Source organism: Natrononativus amylolyticus, from assembly GCF_024362525.1.
Taxonomy (GTDB): Archaea; Halobacteriota; Halobacteria; order Halobacteriales; family Natrialbaceae; genus Natrononativus; species Natrononativus amylolyticus.
In genome coordinates this window covers 2,555,428-2,577,421 of sequence record NZ_CP101458.1, presented here as the reverse complement: position 1 = coordinate 2,577,421, position 21,994 = coordinate 2,555,428, and the positions used below count along the sequence as shown (strand labels likewise).

Genomic DNA, 21,994 nt, shown 5'->3' with positions numbered 1-21,994 from the left:
GTACCCCGGCGTATGAGCGACATTCCGGATCGGATTCCCACACCCTGCCCCTCGTGTTCGTCCGACCTCGAGACGGTCCACGAGGTCCTGACCGAGGGCGGCGGCCACCTCACCGTTCGCTGTAGCGACTGCGGACACGTCCACAAGATCCAGCCCGAACGCGAGCGCGAGGTCTCCCTCGACGTCGTCGTCTCCCAGGACGGCGAGTCGTTCACCGCGAACGTGACGACGCCGGCCGAGGAAACCCTCGAGACGGGCGACGAGTTCCTCCTCGAGACCGAGGAGGTGCTCTCGACGGTTCGCATCACCAGCCTCGAGATCGGCGACGAGCGCCGACGCGAGTCGGCCACGGCGGAGGACGTCGAAACCGTCTGGACCCGCGAGGTCGACAACGTCTCCGTCGACGTCACGATCCACCCCCAGGACGGCCGGCGCGAGGACAGCCGCAGCGTCACCGTCTACGTCCCCGGCGACTACGAGTTCGAAGTCGGCGCGGTCGAGGAGTTCGGCGACGACGAGTTCGAGATCGACGCCTTCGTCGTCCGCCAGGACGCGGAGGGCTACCGACGGGATCGCTTCGAGGTCGAGGGCGACGTCGGCTTCGCGAAGGACCTAAAGCGCGTCTACGCCTTCGACCAGACCTCGACCGCCTGGTCGGCCTGGTGAGATGACCGGGGGCGACCGCGACCGGACCGGCGGAGACGACCGACTCGAGGACCGCGAACGGATGGTCGAGGGACTCGAGCGCCGCAGCCGGGTCACCGACGGGCGCGTCCTCGAGGCGCTCGAAACCGTCCCCAGACACGCGTTCGTCCCGCCCGCCCGTCGGGAGCAGGCGTACAGCGACCAGCCGCTGCCGATCGGCGACGACCAGACGATCAGCGCGCCGCACATGGTCGGGATCATGACCGAACTGCTCGACCTCAAGCCCGGCGACGAGGTGCTCGAGGTCGGCACCGGCTGTGGCTACCACGCGGCCGTCACCGCCGAACTCGTCGGCCCGGAGAACGTCTACTCGGTCGAGTACAGCGCCGAACTCGCGGAACACGCCCGCAATCGACTCGCCGAGATCGGCGACGACGGCGTGCGGGTCCGCGTCGGCGACGGTCGGGAGGGGTGGCCCGAGCACGCGCCCTTCGACGCGATCTACCTGACCTGCGCCACCGCCGGGGTTCCCGACGCGCTGCTCGAGCAGCTCCGGCCGGGCGGTCGGCTTCTGGCGCCGGTGGGAACCGTCTCCCAGACGCTCGTCGCGATCGACAGGCGCGCGGACGGCTCGCTCGAGCGCAGCGAGCACGGCGGGGTTCGGTTCGTCCGGATGCGGGGCTGATCCGCCGGGGCTACGTCGGTTTCAGCGAGTAGATCGCCTCGGTCGTGCCGACGAACGCGTGATCGCCTCCCTCGGGGCGAATCTCGCCGCCGCCGTACACCGACCCGTCGACGGTTTCCGTCCACGTCTCGGTCCCGCCGGCGTCGACTCGAGCCAGGCGAGCGTCGCCGCTGTGGACGAACAGCGTCGGTTCGGCTTCCCCATCCGCCGCGACCGCCACCGACTCTACCGGCTCTCCGTCGTCGACGTCGGTCACCCACTCCTCGCGGCCGTCCTCGGCGTCGAGGGCGCTCAGTCGATCCGAGCCGACGTACACCCGTCCGTCGTGAGTCGCGATCCGCATCTGCTCGAGATCCTCCACGACCCACCGCTGCTCGCCGTCCCCGGCGTCGAGGGCGTACAGGTCCCACTCGTGTCTGACGAGCACCCGATCCGACTCGAGCCCTCGGATCCACCGGTTGGACTCGAACGGGACGTGCCAGGCCGCCTCGCCGTCGACCACGGCGGCGACGCCGTCGCTGTCCGCGACGTACGCAACGTCGTCTGCGACCGCCTCGAGGCCCACCCGGCCGTTCGCCTCGCCGTAGCGCCAGGCGACGCTCCCGTCGTCTCTCTCGAGTGCGACGAGCCGTCCCGCCTCCACGTAGACGACGTCGGTTACCGCGGCGACGTCTACCGCCTGGCTCGTCTCTCCGTCTCCGGGTTCGACCGACCACAGTTCCCCGCCGTCTTCTGCGTCGAGCGCCCTGACGACGCCGTCGTCGCTGCCGACGTAGACGACGCCGTCGACCACTTGCGGCCTGGCGTAGACGCTTCCCGTGTCGGCCGTCCACCGCACCTCGCCGTCGAACTCGAGTGCCACCAGCTCGCCGGAGCCGCTTCCGATCGCGTCGTCACCAAGGCCGACGTAGGCGGCGTCGTCGACGGCGACCTCCGTGTAGCCGCTGAAGCCTCCGGTTTCGCCGTACGTCCACCGGTGCTCGCCGGTCTCGGCGTCGAGCGCGAAGATCCCGCCGTCGGCGTCGTCGTGGCGCCAGAACTCCCGGCCGATCACCCGCCCCGCCGCGACGGCGTCGATTCCGCCGCCGACGTCGTGGCGCCACTCGTCGGGTGTGGCCTCGAGGCCGCCGCCGTCGTCCGTCCCGTTCGACCGCTCCTCCGGCGGCGACTCCGACGAACCGAGACAGCCGCTCACCGATACGACGCCGGCCGCGCCGACGGTGAGCCGGCCGAGGAATCCGCGTCTGTTCATGTCTTCCGATCAGAACGTTACGGTAAACCCTTTCTGCACGCTCAAAGCGCGCTTTCACCTTGCCGCTGTCGACGAGCGCGTCCCTTTTCGTGATACCGCGCGACCTCCGAGTATGACCGATCGACCGCTCGAGCCGGAGACGCTGCTCGCGTTGCGCGCCGCCCGCGAAACCGGGGCGCTCGAGGCGCTGATGACCACCGCCGACACCCCGGCTGAACTGGCCGCGGAGGCCGGGATCACCCGGCGAAGCGCCGAGGTGCTCGTCGCGATTCTCGAGGCGGAGGGGTTTCTCGAACGGGTGCGTGCGACCCGCGGGGAGACGACCGTCTACGAGCCCACGAACCGTGCGCTCGGCTTTCTCGCGAAGACCGACGTCCGTTCGATCGGACCCGTGCCGGCGGCCCTCGACAGGCTCGACCGCGGCCTCGAGCTGGCCGAGACCCTCCGGACCGGCGAGTCGCGGCCGTCCACCGACCTCGAGGAGCGACACCGATTGGCCGCCGCCGCGACCGCGGACGAGGCCGCGGTCAGGGCGGTCGTAACCGCGGCCTGCCGGTTCGCGCCCGACGCGGATCGCGTTCTCGAGGTCGGCGGGGCTCCCGGCCGCCACGCCGTCGAGTTCGCGGCGCGAGGTCGTCCCGTCACGCTCGCCGACCGTCCGTCCCGGCTCGCAGCCTCGGAGTCGGTCCTCGCCGGCGCTCCGGTCTCTCGACTCGAGGTCCCCGGAGAGGGGCCGGTGACGACCGTCCCGGCGGACGCGGACGGACCGGATCTCGTCGTCTCGATCGACCGAACGGTCCGGAACGCCCCCGGGGAGAACGAGGCGCTGCTCGAGTCGGCGTTCGACGCGCTCGAACCCGGCGGCTGGACGGTCGTCGTCGACCGGGTGGCCGGTCACTCGGCCGGTGCGAGCCGGGCGGCCGCGGCGGCGTTGCTCGAGACCCCGGCCGGCCGGGCGTACGACGAGTCGACCTACCGCGAGTGGTTTCGAACGGCGGGGTTCGAGTCTGTTCGACTCGAGGCGATTCCCGGAACCGATCGACAGGCAATCGGCGGGCGAACGCCGGAGCCGACCGGGTAGCGTCGACTTCGAGGTGAATCAAGGGAGTGGGCAAGCGCGCCATTGATTAGCGTCGGGGCGATACCCGACGGCATGGACCCCGCGGCGCTTCGAGAGGACATGGTCGACGGACTCATCCACGAGTCCAAGGGCGTCCTCACCGACGAGGCCGTCGCCGTCGCGATGCGCGACGTCCCCCGACACGAGTTCCTCGAGGACGAGCGGGTCGCCTACGCCGACCGCGACAGCGACCGCCTCGGAACGCGCGTGCTCTCGCCGAGCAGCGTCGCCCGCCTGCTGCAGGCGCTCGCCGTCCGCGAGGGCGACTCGGTGCTCGTCGTCGGCGCGGGCGTCGGCTACACGGTCGCCGTCGTCGCCGAACTCGCCGGCGAGCGCAACGTCCACGCCGTCGACATCGCCCGTCCGGTGGTCTACGAGGCGCGCGCCAATCTCGAGCGGGCGGGCTACGGCGGCGTGCTCGTCGACTGTCGCGACGGCGCGCGCGGCCTCCCCGAGTACGCGCCGTTCGACCGCATTCTCGTCGAGGCGGCGGCGATCGACCCGCCGCGGGCGCTGCTCGAGCAACTCAGCGCCGACGGCCGGCTGGTGTTCCCGCGGGGAAGCCAGCGCCAACGTCTCGAGGCGGTGTCCGCCGACGGCTCGACGGAACGCTTTGCGGCGGTCTCGTTCGACCCGCTGCTCGTCGACGGCGAGCAGTCCGGCTCGCTCGAGCGCAACCGGACGGCCCGGGAGGACGTCGAGCACGCTCGCCAGCGGGCGAGCGCGCGGGCCGGCTGGGAGCAGGAGTGGATCGAGTGGGAGTGACTGCCGATCCGTCGCTCCTGACGGCTCTACGGGTCGTTTAAAGGGAAAGGGAAAGTTGGGGGGGGGGGGGGGGGGGGTGGCGACAGTCAGTCTCAGATCGCCAACTACCGGTAAGCACCGTGGGCAATTAAAGCTATCCACTAACTGTTTAGTGCCGGTTCTATTCAGTAGGTGCTTAGTGTCGGTTCCAGCCGGTTGCAAGCCGAACTGGGTAGAAAGCCGCTCGAGGCGGGATTTGAACCACGGTCGTTTCGCTCGCTGGCACTCGCTTCACTCCCTGATTCAAATCCCTCGTATGGGGTCTCTTCCGCTCACGTATAATGAGCACACGCTACGCGGTGCTCGTCGAGGTTGTTCGCGGAAGAAAGACGCCCGAGGCGGGATTTGAACCCGCGTCACAACCGTGACAGGGTTGTATGATAGGCCACTACACCACCCGGGCTTGCTCGCAACTCTTCGTTGCCGGGTCGGAGTATTAAGGCTTTCCAATCGGTCGCTCCGTGGTAGGGGCCACCGGCCCACGATATCGCCGCTCGAGCCCCGTTCCGTGCTATGCTGTCACACCATCCAAAGGGATTTAACTGAGAACGGGGTATCACTCGGTGTGAACGGTCTCCCCGGTCAGGTTCGCCAGACCGGATAGCGGTGGCTCCGCTCCAGTTAGTAACCGTTAAATGCCTGCCGCCGATACGTCCCTGTAGTATCTCGTGACAGCCGCTTCTCTCCCGTTAGCCCACACCAACACATGGTAGACGTAAGCCAACACGAACTCGTCCCGGAGCACACTGTTCTCGAGGAAGCCGTCCTCGAGGAGGTGCTCTCAGAGTACGACATCGACCGCACAGACCTACCGAAGATCAAACGCAACGACCCGGCGCTTCCCGACGAGGCGGACGTCGGGGACGTCATCAAAATCGTCCGAGACTCGCGCACGACCGACCAGGCAGTGGTATACCGACTCGTGGTGGAATAAATGGCAATCGAACTCGACCGAGACAAACGGCGCGACATCTCCCGGGAGTACTTCTCGCGAGAGCGCCTCGCGGAGCATCACTACCGCTCGTTCAACGCCTTCCTCAACCGCGGTATGCAGGAGGTCGTCGACGAGAAGGCAACGATCGACACGGACATCGGCGACAAGGAGGGCGAGGAGCCGGTCCACGTCGAACTCGGCGACGTCCGCGTGGTAACCCCACGGGTCCGCGAGGCCGACGGTAGCGAGGAGTTGCTGTATCCACAGGAAGCCCGCCTCCGAAACATCACCTACTCCGCGCCGGTGTTCATGGAGATGAGCATCGTCAAGGGCGAGGAGAACGACCAGCGCGTCGTCGACTCGACGGAGACGAAGATCGGCCGGATGCCGATCATGGTCGGCTCCGAGAAGTGTAACATCGCGGGCTTCTCCGACGAGGAACTGATCGAGATCGGCGAGGACCCCGCCGATCCCGGCGGCTACTTCATCGTCAACGGCTCCGAGCGGGTGCTGATGACCTCTGAGGACCTCGCGCCGAACAAGATCCTCGCGGAGTACGACACCAAGTACGGCGACGAGATCCAGGTCGCCAAGACGTTCAGCCAGCGCCGCGGGTACCGCGCGCTGGTGCTGTGTGAGCGGACCCGGAACGGGCTGCTCGAGGTCAGCTTCCCCTCCGTGTCGGGTTCGATCAACTTCGTCACGCTCGTGCGCGCACTGGGCCTCGAGAGCGACGAGGAGATCGTCCACAAGGTCTCGAACGACCCCGAGGTCGTCAAGTACATGCTCGAGAACTTAGAGGAGGCCGAGGTCCAGACCGAGGAGGAGGCGATCGAGGCCCTCGGGAAACGGGTCGCCTCGGGGCAAGGCAAGAACTACCAGCTCAAACGGGCGAACTACGTCATCGACCGCTACCTGCTCCCGCACCTCCACGAGGAGGGCGTCGAGGAGGAGGACGTCCGGATCAACAAGGCCCACTACCTCTGTCGGATGGCCGAGGCGTGTTTCGAACTCGCGCTCGGGCGGCGCGAATCCGACGACAAGGACCACTACGCGAACAAGCGCCTCAAGGTGAGCGGCGACCTGATGAAGGACCTGTTCCGGACCGCCCTGAACAAGCTGGCGAGGGACGTGAAGTACCAGCTCGAGCGCGCCAACATGCGAAACCGGAACCTCTCGGTGAACACCGTCGTGCGTTCTGACGTGCTCACCGAACGCTTAGAGCATCCGATCGCGACGGGCAACTGGGTGGGTGGCCGTTCTGGCGTCTCACAGCTGGTCGACCGCACGGACTTCATGGGTGTTCTCAGCCATCTGCGCCGGCTCCGCAGCCCGCTCTCGCGCAGCCAGCCCCACTTCGAGGCGCGGGACCTGCACGCGACCCAGTGGGGTCGCATCTGTCCCTCCGAGACGCCGGAGGGGCCGAACTGTGGACTGGTGAAGAACTTCGCACAGGCGATGGAGCTCTCCCAGAACGTCGAGGACGAACAGGAACTCAAACGCGAACTGGCGTCGATGGGAGTCGAGGGCATTCCGGGCCTCGAGGGAACCACCCGAACGCCGGCAGACGACTAACAGACTATGAGCAGCCAACAACGCGAAGCCAAGGTGTACGTCAACGGATCGCTGGTGGGGACCCATCCCGATCCGCACGAACTGGCCGAACAGATCCGCGAAGCCCGCCGGCTCGGCGACGTCAGCGAGATGGTCAACGTGTCGGTCAAAGATCGCACGCGCGAAGTGATCGTCAACGCCGACGCGGGACGGGCGCGGCGCCCGCTGCTCGTCGTCGAGGACGGCGAGCCCCGCCTCTCGGGACAGGAGATCGAGGCGTTCCAGAACGGCGACCTCACGTTCGAGGACTTGGTCGAACACGGCTACATCGAGTTCATCGACGCCGAGGAGGAAGAGGACATCTACGTCGCCGTCGACGAGGACGATCTCGAGGAGGATCACACGCACCTCGAGATCGACCCGCAGCTCATCTTCGGGATCGGCGCGGGGATGATCCCGTACCCCGAGCACAACGCGAGCCCCCGGATTACGATGGGTGCGGGGATGATCAAGCAGTCGCTGGGGCTGCCGTCGGCGAACTACCGGATCCGACCGGACACGCGCCAGCACCTGCTGCACTACCCGCAACTCTCGATGGTCAAGACCCAGACCACCGAGCAGATCGGCTTCGACGACCGGCCCGCCGCCCAGAACTTCGTCGTCGCCGTGATGAGCTACGAGGGGTTCAACATCGAGGACGCGCTGGTCATGAACAAGGCCTCCGTGGAACGGGCGCTCGCCCGCTCGCACTTCTTCCGGACCTACGAGGGCGAGGAGCGACGCTACCCCGGCGGCCAGGAGGACCGCTTCGAGATCCCCTCCCAGGACGTCCGCGGGGCCCGTGGCGAGGAAGCGTACACGCACCTCGACGAGGACGGCCTGGTCAACCCCGAGACGACGGTCGACGAGAACTCCGTCCTGCTCGGGAAGACCTCACCGCCCCGATTCCTCGAGGAACCGGACGACATGGGCGGCCTCTCGCCCCAGAAGCGCCGCGAAACCAGCGTGACGATGCGCTCGGGTGAGTCCGGCGTCGTCGACACCGTCACCCTGATGGAGGGCGAGGACGGCTCGAAGCTCTCGAAAGTGTCGGTACGGGACGAGCGGATCCCCGAACTCGGGGACAAGTTCGCCAGCCGCCACGGCCAGAAGGGGGTCGTCGGCCACCTCGCACCGCAGGAGGACATGCCCTTCACCGAGGAGGGCGTCGTCCCCGACCTCGTCGTCAACCCGCACGCGCTGCCCTCGCGGATGACCGTCGGCCACATCCTCGAGATGATCGGCGGCAAACTCGGCGCGATGGAGGGCCGTCGGGTCGACGGCACGCCGTTCCTCGGCGAGGACGAAGACGAGTTGCGGGGCGGACTCGAGGAGAACGGATTCAACTCCGCCGGCAAGGAGACGATGTACTCCGGGGTCACCGGCGAGAAGATCGAGGCCGAGATCTTCGTGGGGATCATCTTCTACCAGAAGCTCTACCACATGGTCTCGAACAAGCTGCACGCCCGTTCACGCGGGCCGGTGCAGGTGCTCACCCGCCAGCCCACCGAGGGTCGCGCCCGCGAGGGTGGACTGCGTATCGGGGAGATGGAACGCGACGTGTTCATCGGACACGGCGCCGCGATGACGCTCAAAGAACGGCTGCTCGACGAGTCCGACCGCGAGTTCATCCACGTCTGCGGGAACTGCGGGATGAGCGCGGTCGAGAACGTCGAACAGCGCCGGGTGTACTGTCCGAACTGCGAGGAGGAAACCGACATCCACGAGATCGAGATGAGCTACGCGTTCAAGCTCTTGCTCGACGAGATGAAGGCGCTCGGAATCGCACCGCGACTGGAACTGGAGGACGCCGTCTAAATGATTCAATCAACACCGAAAGACATCGGATCGATCAACTTCGGGCTGATGGAGCCCGAGGAGTACCGGGAGATGAGCGCGACGAAGATCATCACCGCCGACACCTACGACGACGACGGCTTCCCCATCGACATGGGGCTGATGGACCCCCGGTTAGGGGTTATCGACCCCGGACTCGAGTGTAAGACCTGCGGCAAACACTCGGGGTCGTGTAACGGCCACTTCGGTCACATCGAACTCGCCGCGCCGGTGATCCACGTCGGCTTCACGAAGCTCATCCGGCGCCTGCTCCGGGGGACCTGCCGGGAGTGTTCGCGGCTCCTGTTGACCGAAGACGAGAAAGAGGAGTTCCACGGCCAGCTCGACCAGCACCGAAAGCTCGGCCACGACCTGAACAACGTGACGAAGGCGGCGATCCGCCAGGCCCGGAAGAAGGACCGCTGTCCCCACTGCGGCGAGATCCAGTACGACATCGAACACGAGAAGCCCACGACCTACTACGAGGTCCAGCAGGTGCTCTCGAGTGAGTACTCCCAGCGGATCGCCGGCGCGATGCAGGGCGACGAGGAGGCCGGTATCGAGCGGACGACGCCGGACGAACTCGCCGCGAAGACCGAGATCGACCTCAGCCGGATCAACGAGATCCTCTCGGGCTCGTTCCGCCCCCGCGAGGGCCAGCGCAAGGCGATCGAGAAGGCCCTGGACATCGACCTCACCGTCGAGGACACGAACAAGCTGATGCCGAGCGATATCCGCGACTGGTTCGAGGCGATTCCGGACGAGGACATCGCGGTGCTCGGCATCAACGCCGAGCGCTCGCGACCGGAGTGGATGATTCTCACGGTGCTGCCGGTACCGCCGGTCACCGCGCGGCCGTCGATCACGCTCGACAACGGTCAGCGCAGCGAGGACGACCTCACCCACAAGCTCGTGGACATCATCCGGATCAACCAGCGGTTCATGGAGAACCGCGAGGCCGGCGCGCCACAGCTGATCATCGAGGACCTGTGGGAGCTGTTGCAGTACCACGTGACGACGTTCATGGACAACGAGATCTCGGGAACGCCGCCGGCCCGACACCGCTCCGGCCGGCCGCTCAAGACCCTCTCCCAGCGCCTCAAGGGCAAGGAGGGGCGGTTCCGGGGTTCGCTGTCCGGAAAGCGCGTGAACTTCTCCGCCCGAACCGTCATCTCGCCGGACCCGACCCTCTCGCTCAACGAGGTCGGCGTCCCCGACCGCGTCGCAAAGGAGATGACCCAGACGATGCTCGTCACCGAGCGCAACGTCGAGGAGGCCAAACGGTACGTGGCGAACGGCCCGAACGGCCACCCCGGCGCGAACTACGTCCGCCGTCCCGACGGTCGGCGTCTGAAGGTGACGGAAAAGAACTGCGAGGCGCTCGCTGGGATGAGCGAGGAGGCAGAGGAGTCCGAAATCCAGACCGTCGGCCCCGGCTGGGAGGTCAACCGACACCTCATCGACGGCGACATCGTCATTTTCAACCGCCAGCCGTCGCTCCACCGGATGTCGATCATGGCCCACGAGGTCGTGGTGATGCCGTACAAGACGTTCCGGCTGAACACCGTCGTCTGCCCGCCGTACAACGCCGACTTCGACGGCGACGAGATGAACATGCACGCCCTCCAGAACGAGGAGGCCCGCGCGGAGGCCCGCGTCCTCATGCGCGTTCAGGAGCAAATCCTCTCGCCCCGGTTCGGCGGCAACATCATCGGCGCGATCCAGGACCACATCAGCGGCACGTACCTGCTCACCCACGACAACCCGCGATTCAACGAGACGCAGGCGCTCGACCTGCTGCGGGCGACGCGGATCGACGAACTACCCGAGCCGAGCGGCATCGACGACGAGGACGAGCCGTTCTGGACCGGCCGGGACGTCTTCTCGGAGCTGTTGCCCGACGATCTGAACCTCGAATTTACCGGTACGGTCGGCGAGGACGTGATCGTCGAGAACGGCCAGCTCGTCGAGGGCACCATCGCCGAGGACGAGGTCGGCGAGTTCGGCGGCGAGATCGTCGACACGATCACGAAGGTGTACGGCAACACCCGTGCCCGGATCTTCATCAACGAGGTCTCGACGCTGGCGATGCGGGCGATCATGCACTTCGGGTTCTCGATCGGGATCGACGACGAGACGATTCCGGAGGAAGCCCGGTCGCGGATCGACGAGACGATCACCGACGCGAACGACCGCGTCGAGGAGCTGATCGAGGCCTACGAGCGGGGCGAACTCGAGTCCCTGCCGGGCCGAACGATCGACGAGACCCTCGAGATGAAGATCATGCAGACGCTCTCGCGTGCGCGTGACAACGCCGGGAACATCGCCGAGGAGCACTTCACCGAGGACAACCCGGCGGTCGTCATGGCCACCTCCGGAGCCCGCGGTTCGATGCTCAACTTGACACAGATGGCCGGCTGCGTCGGCCAGCAGGCGGTTCGAGGCGAGCGGATCAACCGCGGCTACGAGGACCGAACGCTTTCTCACTACAAACCGAACGACCTCTCTGCGGAGGCCCACGGCTTCGTCGAGAACTCCTACACGGCCGGGCTCACCCCGCGTGAGTTCTTCTTCCACGCGATGGGCGGCCGCGAGGGGCTGGTCGACACCGCAGTCCGGACCTCGAAATCCGGCTACCTCCAGCGCCGGCTGATCAACGCGCTGTCGGAGCTCGAGGCCCAGTACGACGGCACCGTGCGCGATACGAGCGACACGATCGTCCAGTTCGAGTTCGGCGAGGACGGCACCTCGCCCGTGATGGTCTCCTCCGGCGAGGAACACGACATCAACGTCGATCGGATCGCCGACCGCGTCCTCAACTCGGAGTTCGCCTCCGAGGAGGAGCGCGCCGAGTTCCTCGGTACGAAACGGCGGCCGACGAACCTGTCGGAGCACGCCGACAGTCGGCGCGTCGGCGGGGGCGCGGAGGTGACCTCCGATGACTGAGGTCGCCTTCGATGTCGACGACGACGTCGTCGCGCTCGTCGAGGACACCGACCTGCCGCGACGACTCAAGGACCGGGTCTACGAGACGATCGAGTCCCGCGAGGGGATCTCCGTCGAACAGGCGAACGAGATCGCCCAGGCGGTCGAGAACCGGTACCTGGATACGCGCGTCGACCCCCTCGACCCCGTCGGCACCGTCTCGGCGCAGTCGATCGGCGAGCCCGGGACCCAGCTGACGATGAACACGTTCCACTACGCGGGTGTCGCGGAGATCGACGTTACCCAGGGACTGCCGCGGCTGATCGAGCTGGTCGACGCCCGGAAGACCCCGGACACGCCGATGATGACGGTCTACCTCGAGGACGAGTACGCCACCGAGCGGGAGATGGCCCACGAGGTCGTCTGGAAGATCGAGGCGACGAAGATCCTGGCGCTGGGTGACGTCTCGACGAACGTCGCCGACATGCGGGTTCAGATCTCGCTCAACCGCGACACCTTGGAGGAGCGAATGATCACGCCCGAGGAGGTCGCCGAGATCATCGAGGACTCGCTGGGAGTGAGCACCGTTCAGGAAGGGACCTCCGTCGAGTTCGGCCCCGAGGACCCCTCCTACCGCGACCTGCTCCAGCTGGTCGAGGAGCTTCGGGACATCACGTTCAAGGGAATCGAAGACATCTCGCGGGTCGTTATCCGCCGCGAGGAGTTCGAAGACGGCGACGAGCAGTTCGTCCTCTACACTGAGGGATCGGCGTTCGGCGACGTGCTCTCGATCGAGGGCGTCGACGCCTCCCGAACGACGTGTAACAACATCCACGAGATCCACCGCAATCTCGGTATCGAGGCCGCCCGCGAGGCGATCATCGAGGAGACGCACAACACGCTGGCCGAACAGGGGCTGGACGACGTGAACGTCCGCCACCTGATGCTGGTCGCGGACATGATGACCAACGAGGGAACCATCGAGTCGATCGGCCGCCACGGCATCTCGGGGTCGAAGGACTCCGTCCTCGCGCGTGCGGCGTTCGAGGTCACGGTCAACCACCTGCTCAACGCCGCCATCCACGGCGAGGTCGACGAACTCAACGGCGTCACCGAGAACGTTATCGTCGGCAAGCCGATCAAGCTCGGCACCGGCGACGTCGACCTCCGGATGGGCTCGACCACGCCGAAGGCCGACTAGATGGTCGTCACCCTCTCGGACGACGCCCGGCGGTACCTCGCGACCCTCGAGGAGATCACGGGCGCGAGCGGTCGGGACTGCGTGATCGACGGGGACCGGCTCCTCGTCGTCGTCGCTCGAGGGGAGATGGGCGAGGCGATCGGGTCGCATGGACAGCACGTACAGCGGTTCGAAGAGCGCGTCGGGAAGCCGGTTCGGCTGATCGAACACGCCGAACGGGCCGAGGAGTTCGTCGCGAACGCGTTTGCGCCGGCGGCGGTGTACAACGTCACGATCAGCGAGAACGAGGACACCGTCGCCTACGTCGAGGTCGCAGACGAGGATCGCGGCGTCGCTATCGGCACCGACGGCCGGACGATCGAGGCCGCCCGAACGCTCGCGCGCCGGCACTTCGAGATCGACGACGTACAGTTGCTTTGATCGTCCCCGCTACCGACCGCGGATTCGTCGTTAGTCTTCGGCCGACGCGTTCGCTGGTGTCTTGTTGTCCGTGGCCGTCGTCTCGTTGTCCGAAGCACAGCCGCCTTCCGGGACTGCGTCTCGCGTCTTCGATCGGTTCGATGCGCCGTCTGTGGTCTCGTTCGTTGTATCGTTCACGACAGTTGCTTCTGTCGTCGCTTTCGCAGCATCTGCCTCCGTTTCTTCGGACGGAATCTCGTCGGTCGGCGGGAACGACGTATAGCGGCCGAGTCTAATCTGGTCCCAGTCATCGTCGGTGATTTCGATCTCCTCACGGTCGGCGATCACGCGTTCACAGTCGCCGTCTATCGACGGTAACTCGAGCGCGTCGTCGACGGCGAGGCCGTACACCCTCACGCTAGACCGCGCACCGTCCGCGCGATCGGCGGTGAACACGATCCAGCGTGGCGGTCGGTCGGTCGCCGCCGACACCGTCTCGCGGACCGTTCCGCGATAGAACTCGAATCCGTCCTCCGATTCGGTCGTCTCTCGTTCGTCCGCGGCGAGCGCGTTCCACGCTAGATCTCCGTGTTCGATGCGCTCGAGGACGTTCCCGTCGCTGTCGACCAGAAACGACCCGACCCCGTAGAGGCCATCGGTCTCGTTCAAACCGGTCAGTTCGTACTCGAGATCGAACGAGATGGACCAGTCCCGGCCGCCGTCGACCGGGGTGCCTACGGCCTCCGGGGAGTGAGCCTCGAGTCGAATCGTCGTACTCGGATCCGAACACCCCGCGAGGACGGCTCTTCGCTTCACCTGGAACAATCGCAATCGTAGTATAGTATACCTTTCTGTCAATACTGCTCGTGACTTCGACAGCCGAAACGTGGCGGTGCCGGTCGCGCCTGGAACGGGTACTCGTGACGGGCGAGCAGCGGCCGTCTTCATCCTGCTTCTCGAACTATCGGGCCGCTGACCCCGAGAACGACGACGCCGGCTGCGACCTGGATCGCGACCGTCGGGTGCGCGATCGCCACGGCGCCGGCGGCGACGAGGACGAGCCGGCGGAGGGACTCGTAGCGAGCGACGCCATCGAAGGATGCACACAACGCGTATACCATCCCGAACCCGCCGAGCAACGCCAGGGAACCCGCGCGGAGCGTGGCGAGGTCGAGGGTCGTCGAGACGAGTTCCGGATGCGCGACGAACGCGAAGGGAAGGACGAACAGGGGAGCGAGGAGCCCCGTCGCGACTTTCGAGACCGCCCACGTGTTCGCGTCGGCGATCCGTGCGGTCCGGACGGCCGCGGCGGCGACCGGCGGGGCGACGCCCGCCGCGAGCGCGGCGTAGAGGGCCACGTAGAAGACCGTGAGGGGGTCGGCTCCGTAGCTCGCGACCAAGACGCTCGTGAACAGTCCGCCGACGACGACCGCTCCGACCGTGGGGAGGCCCGCGGCGAGCACGAGCGAGGCCGCCAGGGCGAGCGCGACGATCGCGAACGGCCCGCCCTGCCCGAGCGCATCCAGCGAATCGGCCGCGGTGGCGAACACATTCACGGCCTGCAGCAGATCGATCACGCCGTTGAGTACGGCGAGGACGGCTATCAGGGGCGCGAGAACGAGCGCTCCGGTTCGCAATCCGCTGACAGTCTCCTCGAGCGCCCGCGAAAGCGCCGCGGTCGGACGGAATCGGGCGGCGATCGTCGCGGCTCGCTCGAGCCGCGCTCCGACCCCCTCGACGGTCGTCCCGGCGGCTCTATCCCGCTGCGTCTCCGCGGTGGGTTCGCGCCCGTCGCGGAACCACGATTCGCCCGTCGCCGACCGGTAGACAGCTTCGAAGACGGGGGTGGCGATCCCCAGGGTCAGCAGCGCGACGACCGCCGCGGCGAAGGCGAACGACAGCGGCCGCTGGTCGGCGACCAGGTAGCCGAACAGCAAGAGCGGCGCGCCGAGGCGGATCGTTTCCCCGACCGCGCCTGCACGGGATAGCGTCCGAGGCACTCCCTCGTTCGGGGTCGTAAATTTCGACGTCGCGCCCGTCGATTCCGGTGTCGCACTCGTTCTGGTCACCAGAAGCACGCCGACGAGCAGGCAGGCCACCAGCACCGCAGCCGGTACCAGGCCGGCGAGCACTACCTCGCGATGCGGGGGTCGCTCTCCGAGGAGGAAGCCGCCGGCAGCGAGGACGACGGGCACGGGCAACACCTGTCCGGCGGTCGACGCCGCGGCCTCGACGCCCGCGGCGATTCGCGCCGGGACGCCGCGATCTCGCAGATTCGAGACGGTGTGGCCGCCGGTCAGGTCCGCGTTCGCGAGGTACGCGCCGCTGACGGAACCGATCGCCGCGGCGGAGAGCGTCGTCGTCACGACGTATCCCGCGCGCCGGGACCGGGACGCCCGAACGGCAGCGGTTCGGATCACCCGAAACCCGCCGTAGGCGTAGACGAGCGAGACGTAGAGCACCGGCGCCGCGATGATCAGGGCCGCCTGCTGGGTCAGGAAGCCGTACACGCCGTCCAACCCGGCGGCCAGAATCAGGAATACCCGTTCGATTCCGATCCCCCCGTGGCCGAGCAGTTCCGGGAACCACCCGCCGAGCAACGCGTACGCGACCGTTACGGCGAGTGCCAGAACGGGTACCGGTCCGATCTCCCGCCAGACGACGTAACACACGACGAGGACGACCAGCGCGGCGGAAACGCCTCCGACTGTCGACACATCTCCCCGACCGAGAAGGTCGAGCGCGTTTCGATAGAAGTACCACGTGGCGGCGACCAGTGCGGCTGCGACGCCGACCATGACGACGGCGGTCGACCGCGCGTCGGTTTCGACGGCTCGCCGGATCTCTTCGACGGCGTAGACGGCGAGCACCAGTCCGAGAACGAGGACGGCCAACTGTGTCCTCGGCTGCGGACCGTTGACGCCCGAGACGACCGCCGCCCAGAGCAGGACCGCGCCGACGAGAACCCCGGTCGTCAGGGCGAGGCGGGTCGCGATCTCGGCTCTCGAGTCCGGACTCAGTGCTCGTCGAGACGCCGTGAAAGCGAAACCGACGAGCACCAGCCCGAACAAGGCGCGGACGTAGGTGCCGTGCCGTCCACCGGTCCCTTCGGTGAGCACGACGACCCAGAGCAGGATCGCCCCGACGGACACGACCGTTCCGAGCCCGTACACCGCCGATCTGGACGGGTTTCTCACTTCCTCTGGCGCCGGGGGTTCGGTCATACTCGGACACCGCCGTTTACCGGACCGTCGATCGGACGGTCCGGTCGCTCTCGGCCGTCCGCGGCACCGATCGGGACCGCTTCATAGCCTCTGGATCGCATAGTAACATTACCTCTATATCCAATTCATAAGTTATTTTCGGTAGTTACCGTCGGGATAGCTAACAAGAACCGGCGCACGGGTACTCGACCCGTCGACGGAGGCGCCCCGGGCTATCGGCCGTCGGTCCGGAGCGACGGCCGTAGGACGTCTGTCCCCTCGTTCGACGAGAGCTACCCTCGAGGGACGAAACGCCCTCAGATTCCTTCGTTGCCCCCCGTCCGGCGCTCTCGAGGCGTAACGCGGAACTCCGAAACGGGGTGCTTAAGTGCCTCCGTCGGATAGCGACGTGCATGGCAAACGGCAAGTACGCCGCGCGCAAGCTCAAGAAGGACCGCCAGCAACAGCGGTGGTCCGACTCCGACTACGCGCGCCGCGCACGGGGCCTCCGCGAGAAGTCAGACCCCCTCGAGGGCGCCCCGCAGGCTCGAGGTATCGTACTCGAAAAGGTGGGCATCGAGGCGAAACAGCCCAACTCGGCGATCCGGAAGTGCGTCCGGGTCCAGCTCATCAAGAACGGCAAGCAGGTCACCGCCTTCTGTCCCGGTGACGGTGCGATTTCGTTCATCGACGAGCACGACGAAGTCACCATCGCGGGGATCGGTGGGGCGAAGGGTCGTGCGATGGGTGACCTCTCCGGCGTCAACTACAAGGTCGACAAGGTCAACGGCGTCGCGCTGCTCGAACTCGTTCGCGGCAACGCGGAGAAACCGGTGCGATAACCATGGCTGCAGAAGACCAACCCGACCCCGACGCCCCCGCCGGCGGCGGCGACCTCACCGCGAAGCTGTTCGGCAAGTGGGACGTCTCCGAGATCGCCTACAACGACCCCTCGACGGAGCGGTACCTGGCGGTGACCCCGGTTGCCCACACCGCGGGTCGTCACGCCGGCAAGCAGTTCCAGAAGTCCGAGGTTTCGGTCGTCGAGCGGTTCATCAACCGGCTGATGCAGACCGAGGAGAACACGGGCAAGAAACAGCAGAACCTGAACCACGTCCGCGAGGCGTTCGACCTCATCCACGAGCGCACCGAGGAGAACCCGGCACAGGTGCTCGTCACGGCCGTCGAGAACGCCGCCCCCCGGGAGGAGACCGTCCGCCTGAAGTACGGTGGCATTTCGGTCCCGAAGGCCGTCGACGTCGCCCCGCAGCGGCGTGTCGACCAGGCGCTTAAGTTCATCGCCGAGGGCGTCAAGAGCGCGTCGTTCAAGACGCCGACCTCCGTCCCCGAGGCCATCGCCAACCAGCTCATCGGCGCGGCCAACTACGACGTCCAGACGTACGCGATCAGCCAGAAAGAAGAGAAAGAGCGCGTCGCGGCTGCTGCCCGCTAACGGTTCGACTCGCCGTTCGCGACTTTTCGATTGCTCTCTGCGATCCGGCTACCGACCGGTCCCCCTCTTCGCGCTCGAGTCGCGGACGGCGCCTCGGCGACCGACCCCGCCGACGGTGTCGGGTGGCCGCTCGCGCGGATCGGTTCAGTCGGCCGCCCGGCCGTCGGCGTCTACGTACGCCCGCGTCGCGTCCACCAGCACCTGTCGGTAGGAACTCGAGTCCGGTTCCCGCGTCAGCTCCCGAAACCGCTCGCGAAAGCCCTCGAAGTCGACGCCAGGGGCGTCCTCGCTGGCGGCGTGGGCGAGGTCGTACAGCCGGTGATCGGCCGCGAGCAGGTCGTGTCGCTCGGCGAGCGCGAGCGCGAAGGCGGCGTTGACGGCCGTGATCTCCGGATCGGCGCCGGGTGAGATGCGCGTGACGTTCGGCCCCGACGGCGCCGTCGGCCGGTCGGCGACCGCGGCGGCCAGCGAGGACTCGAGGAACGCGAGCAGTTTCTCGCCGGGACCCACCGCGAGGGTGATGTCGTCGGCGTAGATGTCCTTCATGTGGTTAGCGATCTGGTAGCAGTGGGCCAGTTTTCGGCGTTCGACGGTCTTTCCGGCCAGCGCGAGGTAGAGCACCTCCTCGGTCGACTGGACGTGTGAGGGGTGGCTCTCCTCGTGGCGGGCCATGTGGGAGAACTCGTGGAGGGCGAGTTCGCGAGCGAGGGCGCTCGAGGCGGCTTGCCTCGAGATGTTGAGGACGTGCCGGTCGTCGTAGTGGGCGGCCCAGGTTCGCTCGTCGGGGTCCTCCCGGAGCTGAACGTGGACGGGCAGGGAGAGCTCGTACTCGGTTTCGAAGAGGTCTCGAGCCCCGAGAAAGGGCGCGGTCGGCCCCGGCCCCTGTACGCGGAGATCCATGTGTACCCGTATCAGGGTTCGAGACGGTATGGCTTTTGCGCCCGGTTGTGCCGGGTGGTGTCCGCTCGACGGGGGCTGCAACGGTTGTCGCTACTGGATACCGCCGTGTGACAGTCACTCACTGGATATTGAGTGTTCGGCGGTCCAACCGGGCGCTCGCCGGATTTCGTCTCGCGGCGAAACACTACCCTTTTGACCCCGCTACCGATAGTAGGGGGTATATGGGCCGACGCAAAAAGATCGTCCAAGAGTGTGAACGGCTGATGGACGAACCGGAGAACATCCGGAACATCGCCATCGCCGCACACGTCGATCACGGAAAAACGACCCTTTCTGACAACCTCCTCGCTGGCGCGGGCATGATCTCCGACGAGACTGCCGGCGAACAGCTCGCGATGGACACGGAGGAAGACGAGCAGGAACGTGGGATCACCATCGACGCGGCGAACGTTTCGATGACCCACGAGTACGAGGACACCAACCACCTCATCAACCTCATCGACACGCCGGGCCACGTCGACTTCGGTGGCGACGTCACGCGTGCGATGCGAGCCGTCGACGGGGCGCTCGTCGTCGTCGACGCCGTCGAGGGTGCGATGCCCCAGACCGAGACCGTCCTGCGCCAGGCGCTCCGCGAGGGCGTCAAGCCGACCCTGTTCATCAACAAGGTCGACCGCCTCATCTCCGAGCTCCAGGAGGGCCCCCAGGAGATGCAAGAGCGCCTCCTGAAGGTCATCGGCGACGTCAACGACCTCATCGACGGGATGACCCAGGACATGGACGACGTCGACGACTGGACCGTCTCCGTCGAGGGTGGTACCGTCGGCTTCGGTTCGGCGCTGTACAAGTGGGGCGTCTCGATGCCCTCGATGCAGGCGACCGGGATGGACTTCGGCGACATCATCGAACTCGAGCAGGCCGGCAAACGCCAGGAGCTTCACGAGCGCACGCCGCTGTCGGACGTCGTCCTCGACATGGTCTGTGAGCACTTCCCGAACCCGCTCGAGGCCCAGCCCCGCCGTATCCCGCGCATCTGGCGCGGCGACGACGAGTCCGAACTCGCCGAGACGATGCGTCTCGTCGACGAGTCCGGCGAGGTCGTCTTCATGGTCACCGACATCGGGATGGACCCTCACGCCGGCGAGATCGCCTCCGGTCGCGTCTTCTCGGGAACCCTCGAGAAGGGCCAGGAGCTGTACGTCTCGGGCACCGCGGGCAAGAACCGCGTCCAGTCCGTCGGCATCTACATGGGCGGCGAGCGCGAGGAAGTCGAGAAGGTTCCCGCCGGGAACATCGCCGCCGTCACCGGCCTGCGCGACGCGATCGCGGGCTCGACCGTCTCGAGCATCGAGATGACGCCGTTCGAGTCGATCGAACACATCTCGGAGCCGGTCATCACGAAGGCCGTCGAGGCGAAGACGATGGACGACCTGCCAAAGCTCATCGAGACGCTACGCCAGGTCTCCAAGGAGGACCCGACAATCCAGATCACGATCAACGAGGACACCGGCGAGCACCTGATCTCCGGACAGGGTGAGCTTCACCTCGAGGTCATCACCCAGCGTATCGAGAAGAACCAGGGCATCCCGGTCAACACAGGCGAGCCGATCGTCGTCTACCGCGAGGCCGTCCAGCGCGCGAGCGACACGGTCGAGGGCATCTCGCCGAACCGCCACAACCGCTTTTACCTCTCCGCGGAGCCGCTCAGCGAGGAGCTCGTCGAGATCCTCAAACTCGGCGAAGCGACGATGGACATGCCCGAACAGGAGCGCCGCGAGGCGCTCCAGGACGCCGGCATGCACAAGGACGACTCCCAGAACGTCGAGCACATCCACGGCACCAACATCCTGCTCGACGAGACGAAGGGGATCCAGCACCTGAACGAGACGATGGAGCTGTTCATCGAGGGGCTCGAGGAGGCCCTGGACAACGGTCCGCTCGCCAACGAGCCGGTTCAGGGGACGCTCATCCGCCTGCAGGACGCCAAACTCCACGAGGACACCATCCACCGCGGTCCGGCACAGGTGATCCCCGCGACCCGCGAAGCCGTCCACAAGTCGCTGATCGACGGCCACATCAAGCTGCTCGAACCGATGCAGGACGTCCGCATCGACGTCCCGAACGACCACATGGGCGCCGCCAGCGGCGAGATCCAGGGTCGCCGTGGCCGCGTCGACGACATGTACCAGGAGGGTGACCTCATGGTCGTCGAGGGTATCGCACCCGTCGAGGAGATGATCGGCTTCGCGAGCGACATCCGCTCTGCGACCGAGGGGCGGGCCTCCTGGAACACGGAGAACGCCGGCTTCGAGGTCATGTCCGACTCGCTGCAGACCGAGGAGATCATGGAGATCCGCGAGCGAAAGGGCATGAAGCTCGAGCTCCCCCAGTCGATCAACTACATCTAACTCCGGTTCGGTTTCTCTTCTCTTCTCTTCTCACGTTGCGCTGCCGGAGCATCCGCTCCTCTCTCAGCCGACGACCGAAGCAGTACGATGTGCGACGGCTCAGCGTCGTTAGCCGTCCGCGACGATCCCCTACCGACCGAGCTTCTCCCGGCTGATACCGACGCCCGTCGGCGTGATGATGATCTGGTCGTCGCCCTTCAGGACGATGTCGCCGTCGACCTCCTTTGCGACCTGGCGGAGTTCGTCGACGATGTGTTCGGTCGTACTGTCTTTCGTCCGCAGGCGGGTGATGTCCGCGATGACGATGTCGCCGTCGTAGACGGCGTCTTTGATGTCTATCGCGGCGGCTTGGCCGTCGATCTCGGCGATGTGAACGTGCATTCCCGCCTCGCTCGAGGCGTGGGCGGCGTCGTCGAGGTCGAGTTCGACGTACTCCTCCGTGCTTCGAGACTGCCCGCCGCCGACGATCTTGTCCATGAATCCCATAGGCGAAAGCCACCGTCGCTGCCGGTATAGTTCTTACGTCAGACGGCTTGCCCGGGAGACACCGATACGCGCCTCGAGCGGACCGCCCGGGCGTCCGCTATCAGTTACCAGTAGCTATATTGTATTAGTATACTCATATGTGTTTTCTAT

18 protein-coding genes and 1 tRNA gene are annotated in these 21,994 nt (G+C 66.6%); 13 read left to right on the top strand and 6 right to left on the bottom strand.

Annotated features, from left to right (window positions below; genetic code table 11):
• Positions 1-12 precede the first annotated feature (12 nt).
• On the top strand, positions 13-666 hold the full coding sequence (locus tag NMQ11_RS13430; RefSeq protein ID WP_255168960.1) for an HVO_0476 family zinc finger protein: 654 nt from the start codon (positions 13-15) through the stop codon (positions 664-666).
• A gap of 1 nt (position 667) precedes the next feature.
• Positions 668-1,330, top strand: coding sequence for a protein-L-isoaspartate(D-aspartate) O-methyltransferase (locus NMQ11_RS13425; protein WP_255168959.1), 663 nt, complete (start codon positions 668-670; stop codon positions 1,328-1,330).
• A 10-nt stretch (positions 1,331-1,340) separates the two neighbouring features.
• Here the strand turns inward: NMQ11_RS13425 and NMQ11_RS13420 are convergent, their stop codons facing one another.
• A complete protein-coding gene (locus NMQ11_RS13420; RefSeq protein WP_255168958.1) occupies positions 1,341-2,582 on the bottom strand; it encodes an outer membrane protein assembly factor BamB family protein in 1,242 nt (413 codons plus the stop codon).
• Positions 2,583-2,694: 112 nt separating this feature from the next.
• On the opposite strand from NMQ11_RS13420, the gene NMQ11_RS13415 reads away from it, so the two are divergent.
• The gene (locus NMQ11_RS13415; RefSeq protein ID WP_255168957.1) at positions 2,695-3,663 is read left to right on the top strand and encodes a methyltransferase domain-containing protein; all 969 of its coding nucleotides are present in this window, start codon (positions 2,695-2,697) and stop codon (positions 3,661-3,663) included.
• Between the two features lie 72 nt (positions 3,664-3,735).
• Positions 3,736-4,467: a protein-L-isoaspartate O-methyltransferase family protein gene (locus NMQ11_RS13410; RefSeq protein ID WP_255168956.1), complete on the top strand. Its 732-nt coding sequence runs from the start codon at positions 3,736-3,738 to the stop codon at positions 4,465-4,467.
• 369 nt (positions 4,468-4,836) lie between these two features.
• Here the strand turns inward: NMQ11_RS13410 and NMQ11_RS13405 are convergent.
• Positions 4,837-4,909: transfer RNA gene (locus NMQ11_RS13405), tRNA-Asp, on the bottom strand.
• Positions 4,910-5,212: 303 nt separating this feature from the next.
• On the opposite strand from NMQ11_RS13405, the gene NMQ11_RS13400 reads away from it, so the two are divergent.
• The 6 genes from NMQ11_RS13400 to NMQ11_RS13375 are packed head-to-tail and all read left to right on the top strand — an operon-like array spanning position 5,213 to position 13,415.
• Complete coding sequence (locus NMQ11_RS13400; protein ID WP_255168955.1) at positions 5,213-5,440, top strand: DNA-directed RNA polymerase subunit H; 228 nt, start codon at positions 5,213-5,215, stop codon at positions 5,438-5,440.
• Positions 5,441-7,015 carry a DNA-directed RNA polymerase subunit B'' gene (locus NMQ11_RS13395; protein WP_255168954.1) on the top strand — a complete coding sequence of 525 codons (1,575 nt, stop codon included), beginning with the start codon at positions 5,441-5,443 and terminating at the stop codon, positions 7,013-7,015. It abuts the gene before it with no gap.
• Between the two features lie 6 nt (positions 7,016-7,021).
• Positions 7,022-8,851: a DNA-directed RNA polymerase subunit B gene (gene rpoB, locus NMQ11_RS13390; protein ID WP_255168953.1), complete on the top strand. Its 1,830-nt coding sequence runs from the start codon at positions 7,022-7,024 to the stop codon at positions 8,849-8,851.
• Positions 8,852-11,815, top strand: a complete 2,964-nt coding sequence (locus tag NMQ11_RS13385) for a DNA-directed RNA polymerase subunit A' (protein WP_255168952.1) — start codon at positions 8,852-8,854, stop codon at positions 11,813-11,815.
• Positions 11,808-12,995, top strand: coding sequence for a DNA-directed RNA polymerase subunit A'' (gene rpoA2 / locus NMQ11_RS13380; protein WP_255168951.1), 1,188 nt, complete (start codon positions 11,808-11,810; stop codon positions 12,993-12,995). Before NMQ11_RS13385 ends, rpoA2 begins: the two co-directional genes overlap by 8 nt.
• Positions 12,996-13,415 carry a NusA-like transcription termination signal-binding factor gene (locus tag NMQ11_RS13375; RefSeq protein WP_255168950.1) on the top strand — a complete coding sequence of 140 codons (420 nt, stop codon included), beginning with the start codon at positions 12,996-12,998 and terminating at the stop codon, positions 13,413-13,415.
• A gap of 30 nt (positions 13,416-13,445) precedes the next feature.
• Here NMQ11_RS13375 and NMQ11_RS13370 read toward each other — a convergent pair whose 3' ends face one another.
• Together NMQ11_RS13370 and NMQ11_RS13365 are read right to left on the bottom strand one after the other, a co-directional pair.
• Positions 13,446-14,210: a hypothetical protein gene (locus NMQ11_RS13370; RefSeq protein WP_255168949.1), complete on the bottom strand. Its 765-nt coding sequence runs from the start codon at positions 14,208-14,210 to the stop codon at positions 13,446-13,448.
• A gap of 128 nt (positions 14,211-14,338) precedes the next feature.
• A complete protein-coding gene (locus tag NMQ11_RS13365; RefSeq protein WP_255168948.1) occupies positions 14,339-16,618 on the bottom strand; it encodes a TRAP transporter large permease subunit in 2,280 nt (759 codons plus the stop codon).
• Positions 16,619-17,010: 392 nt separating this feature from the next.
• Here NMQ11_RS13365 and NMQ11_RS13360 point away from each other — a divergent pair, with 392 nt between their 5' ends.
• Both NMQ11_RS13360 and NMQ11_RS13355 read left to right on the top strand, forming a co-directional pair.
• The gene (locus NMQ11_RS13360) at positions 17,011-17,439 is read left to right on the top strand and encodes a 30S ribosomal protein S12 (RefSeq protein ID WP_255168947.1); all 429 of its coding nucleotides are present in this window, start codon (positions 17,011-17,013) and stop codon (positions 17,437-17,439) included.
• Positions 17,440-17,441: 2 nt separating this feature from the next.
• Positions 17,442-18,050 carry a 30S ribosomal protein S7 gene (locus NMQ11_RS13355; RefSeq protein WP_255168946.1) on the top strand — a complete coding sequence of 203 codons (609 nt, stop codon included), beginning with the start codon at positions 17,442-17,444 and terminating at the stop codon, positions 18,048-18,050.
• 144 nt (positions 18,051-18,194) lie between these two features.
• On the opposite strand, the gene NMQ11_RS13350 is transcribed toward NMQ11_RS13355, so the two are convergent.
• On the bottom strand, positions 18,195-18,950 hold the full coding sequence (locus tag NMQ11_RS13350; protein WP_255168945.1) for a DUF5781 family protein: 756 nt from the start codon (positions 18,948-18,950) through the stop codon (positions 18,195-18,197).
• Positions 18,951-19,171: 221 nt separating this feature from the next.
• Between NMQ11_RS13350 and NMQ11_RS13345 the strand changes: the two genes are divergently transcribed.
• The gene (locus tag NMQ11_RS13345; protein WP_255168944.1) at positions 19,172-21,358 is read left to right on the top strand and encodes an elongation factor EF-2; all 2,187 of its coding nucleotides are present in this window, start codon (positions 19,172-19,174) and stop codon (positions 21,356-21,358) included.
• Between the two features lie 129 nt (positions 21,359-21,487).
• Here NMQ11_RS13345 and NMQ11_RS13340 read toward each other — a convergent pair whose 3' ends face one another.
• Positions 21,488-21,844, bottom strand: a complete 357-nt coding sequence (locus NMQ11_RS13340) for a cell division protein SepF (protein WP_255168943.1) — start codon at positions 21,842-21,844, stop codon at positions 21,488-21,490.
• Positions 21,845-21,994 lie beyond the last annotated feature (150 nt).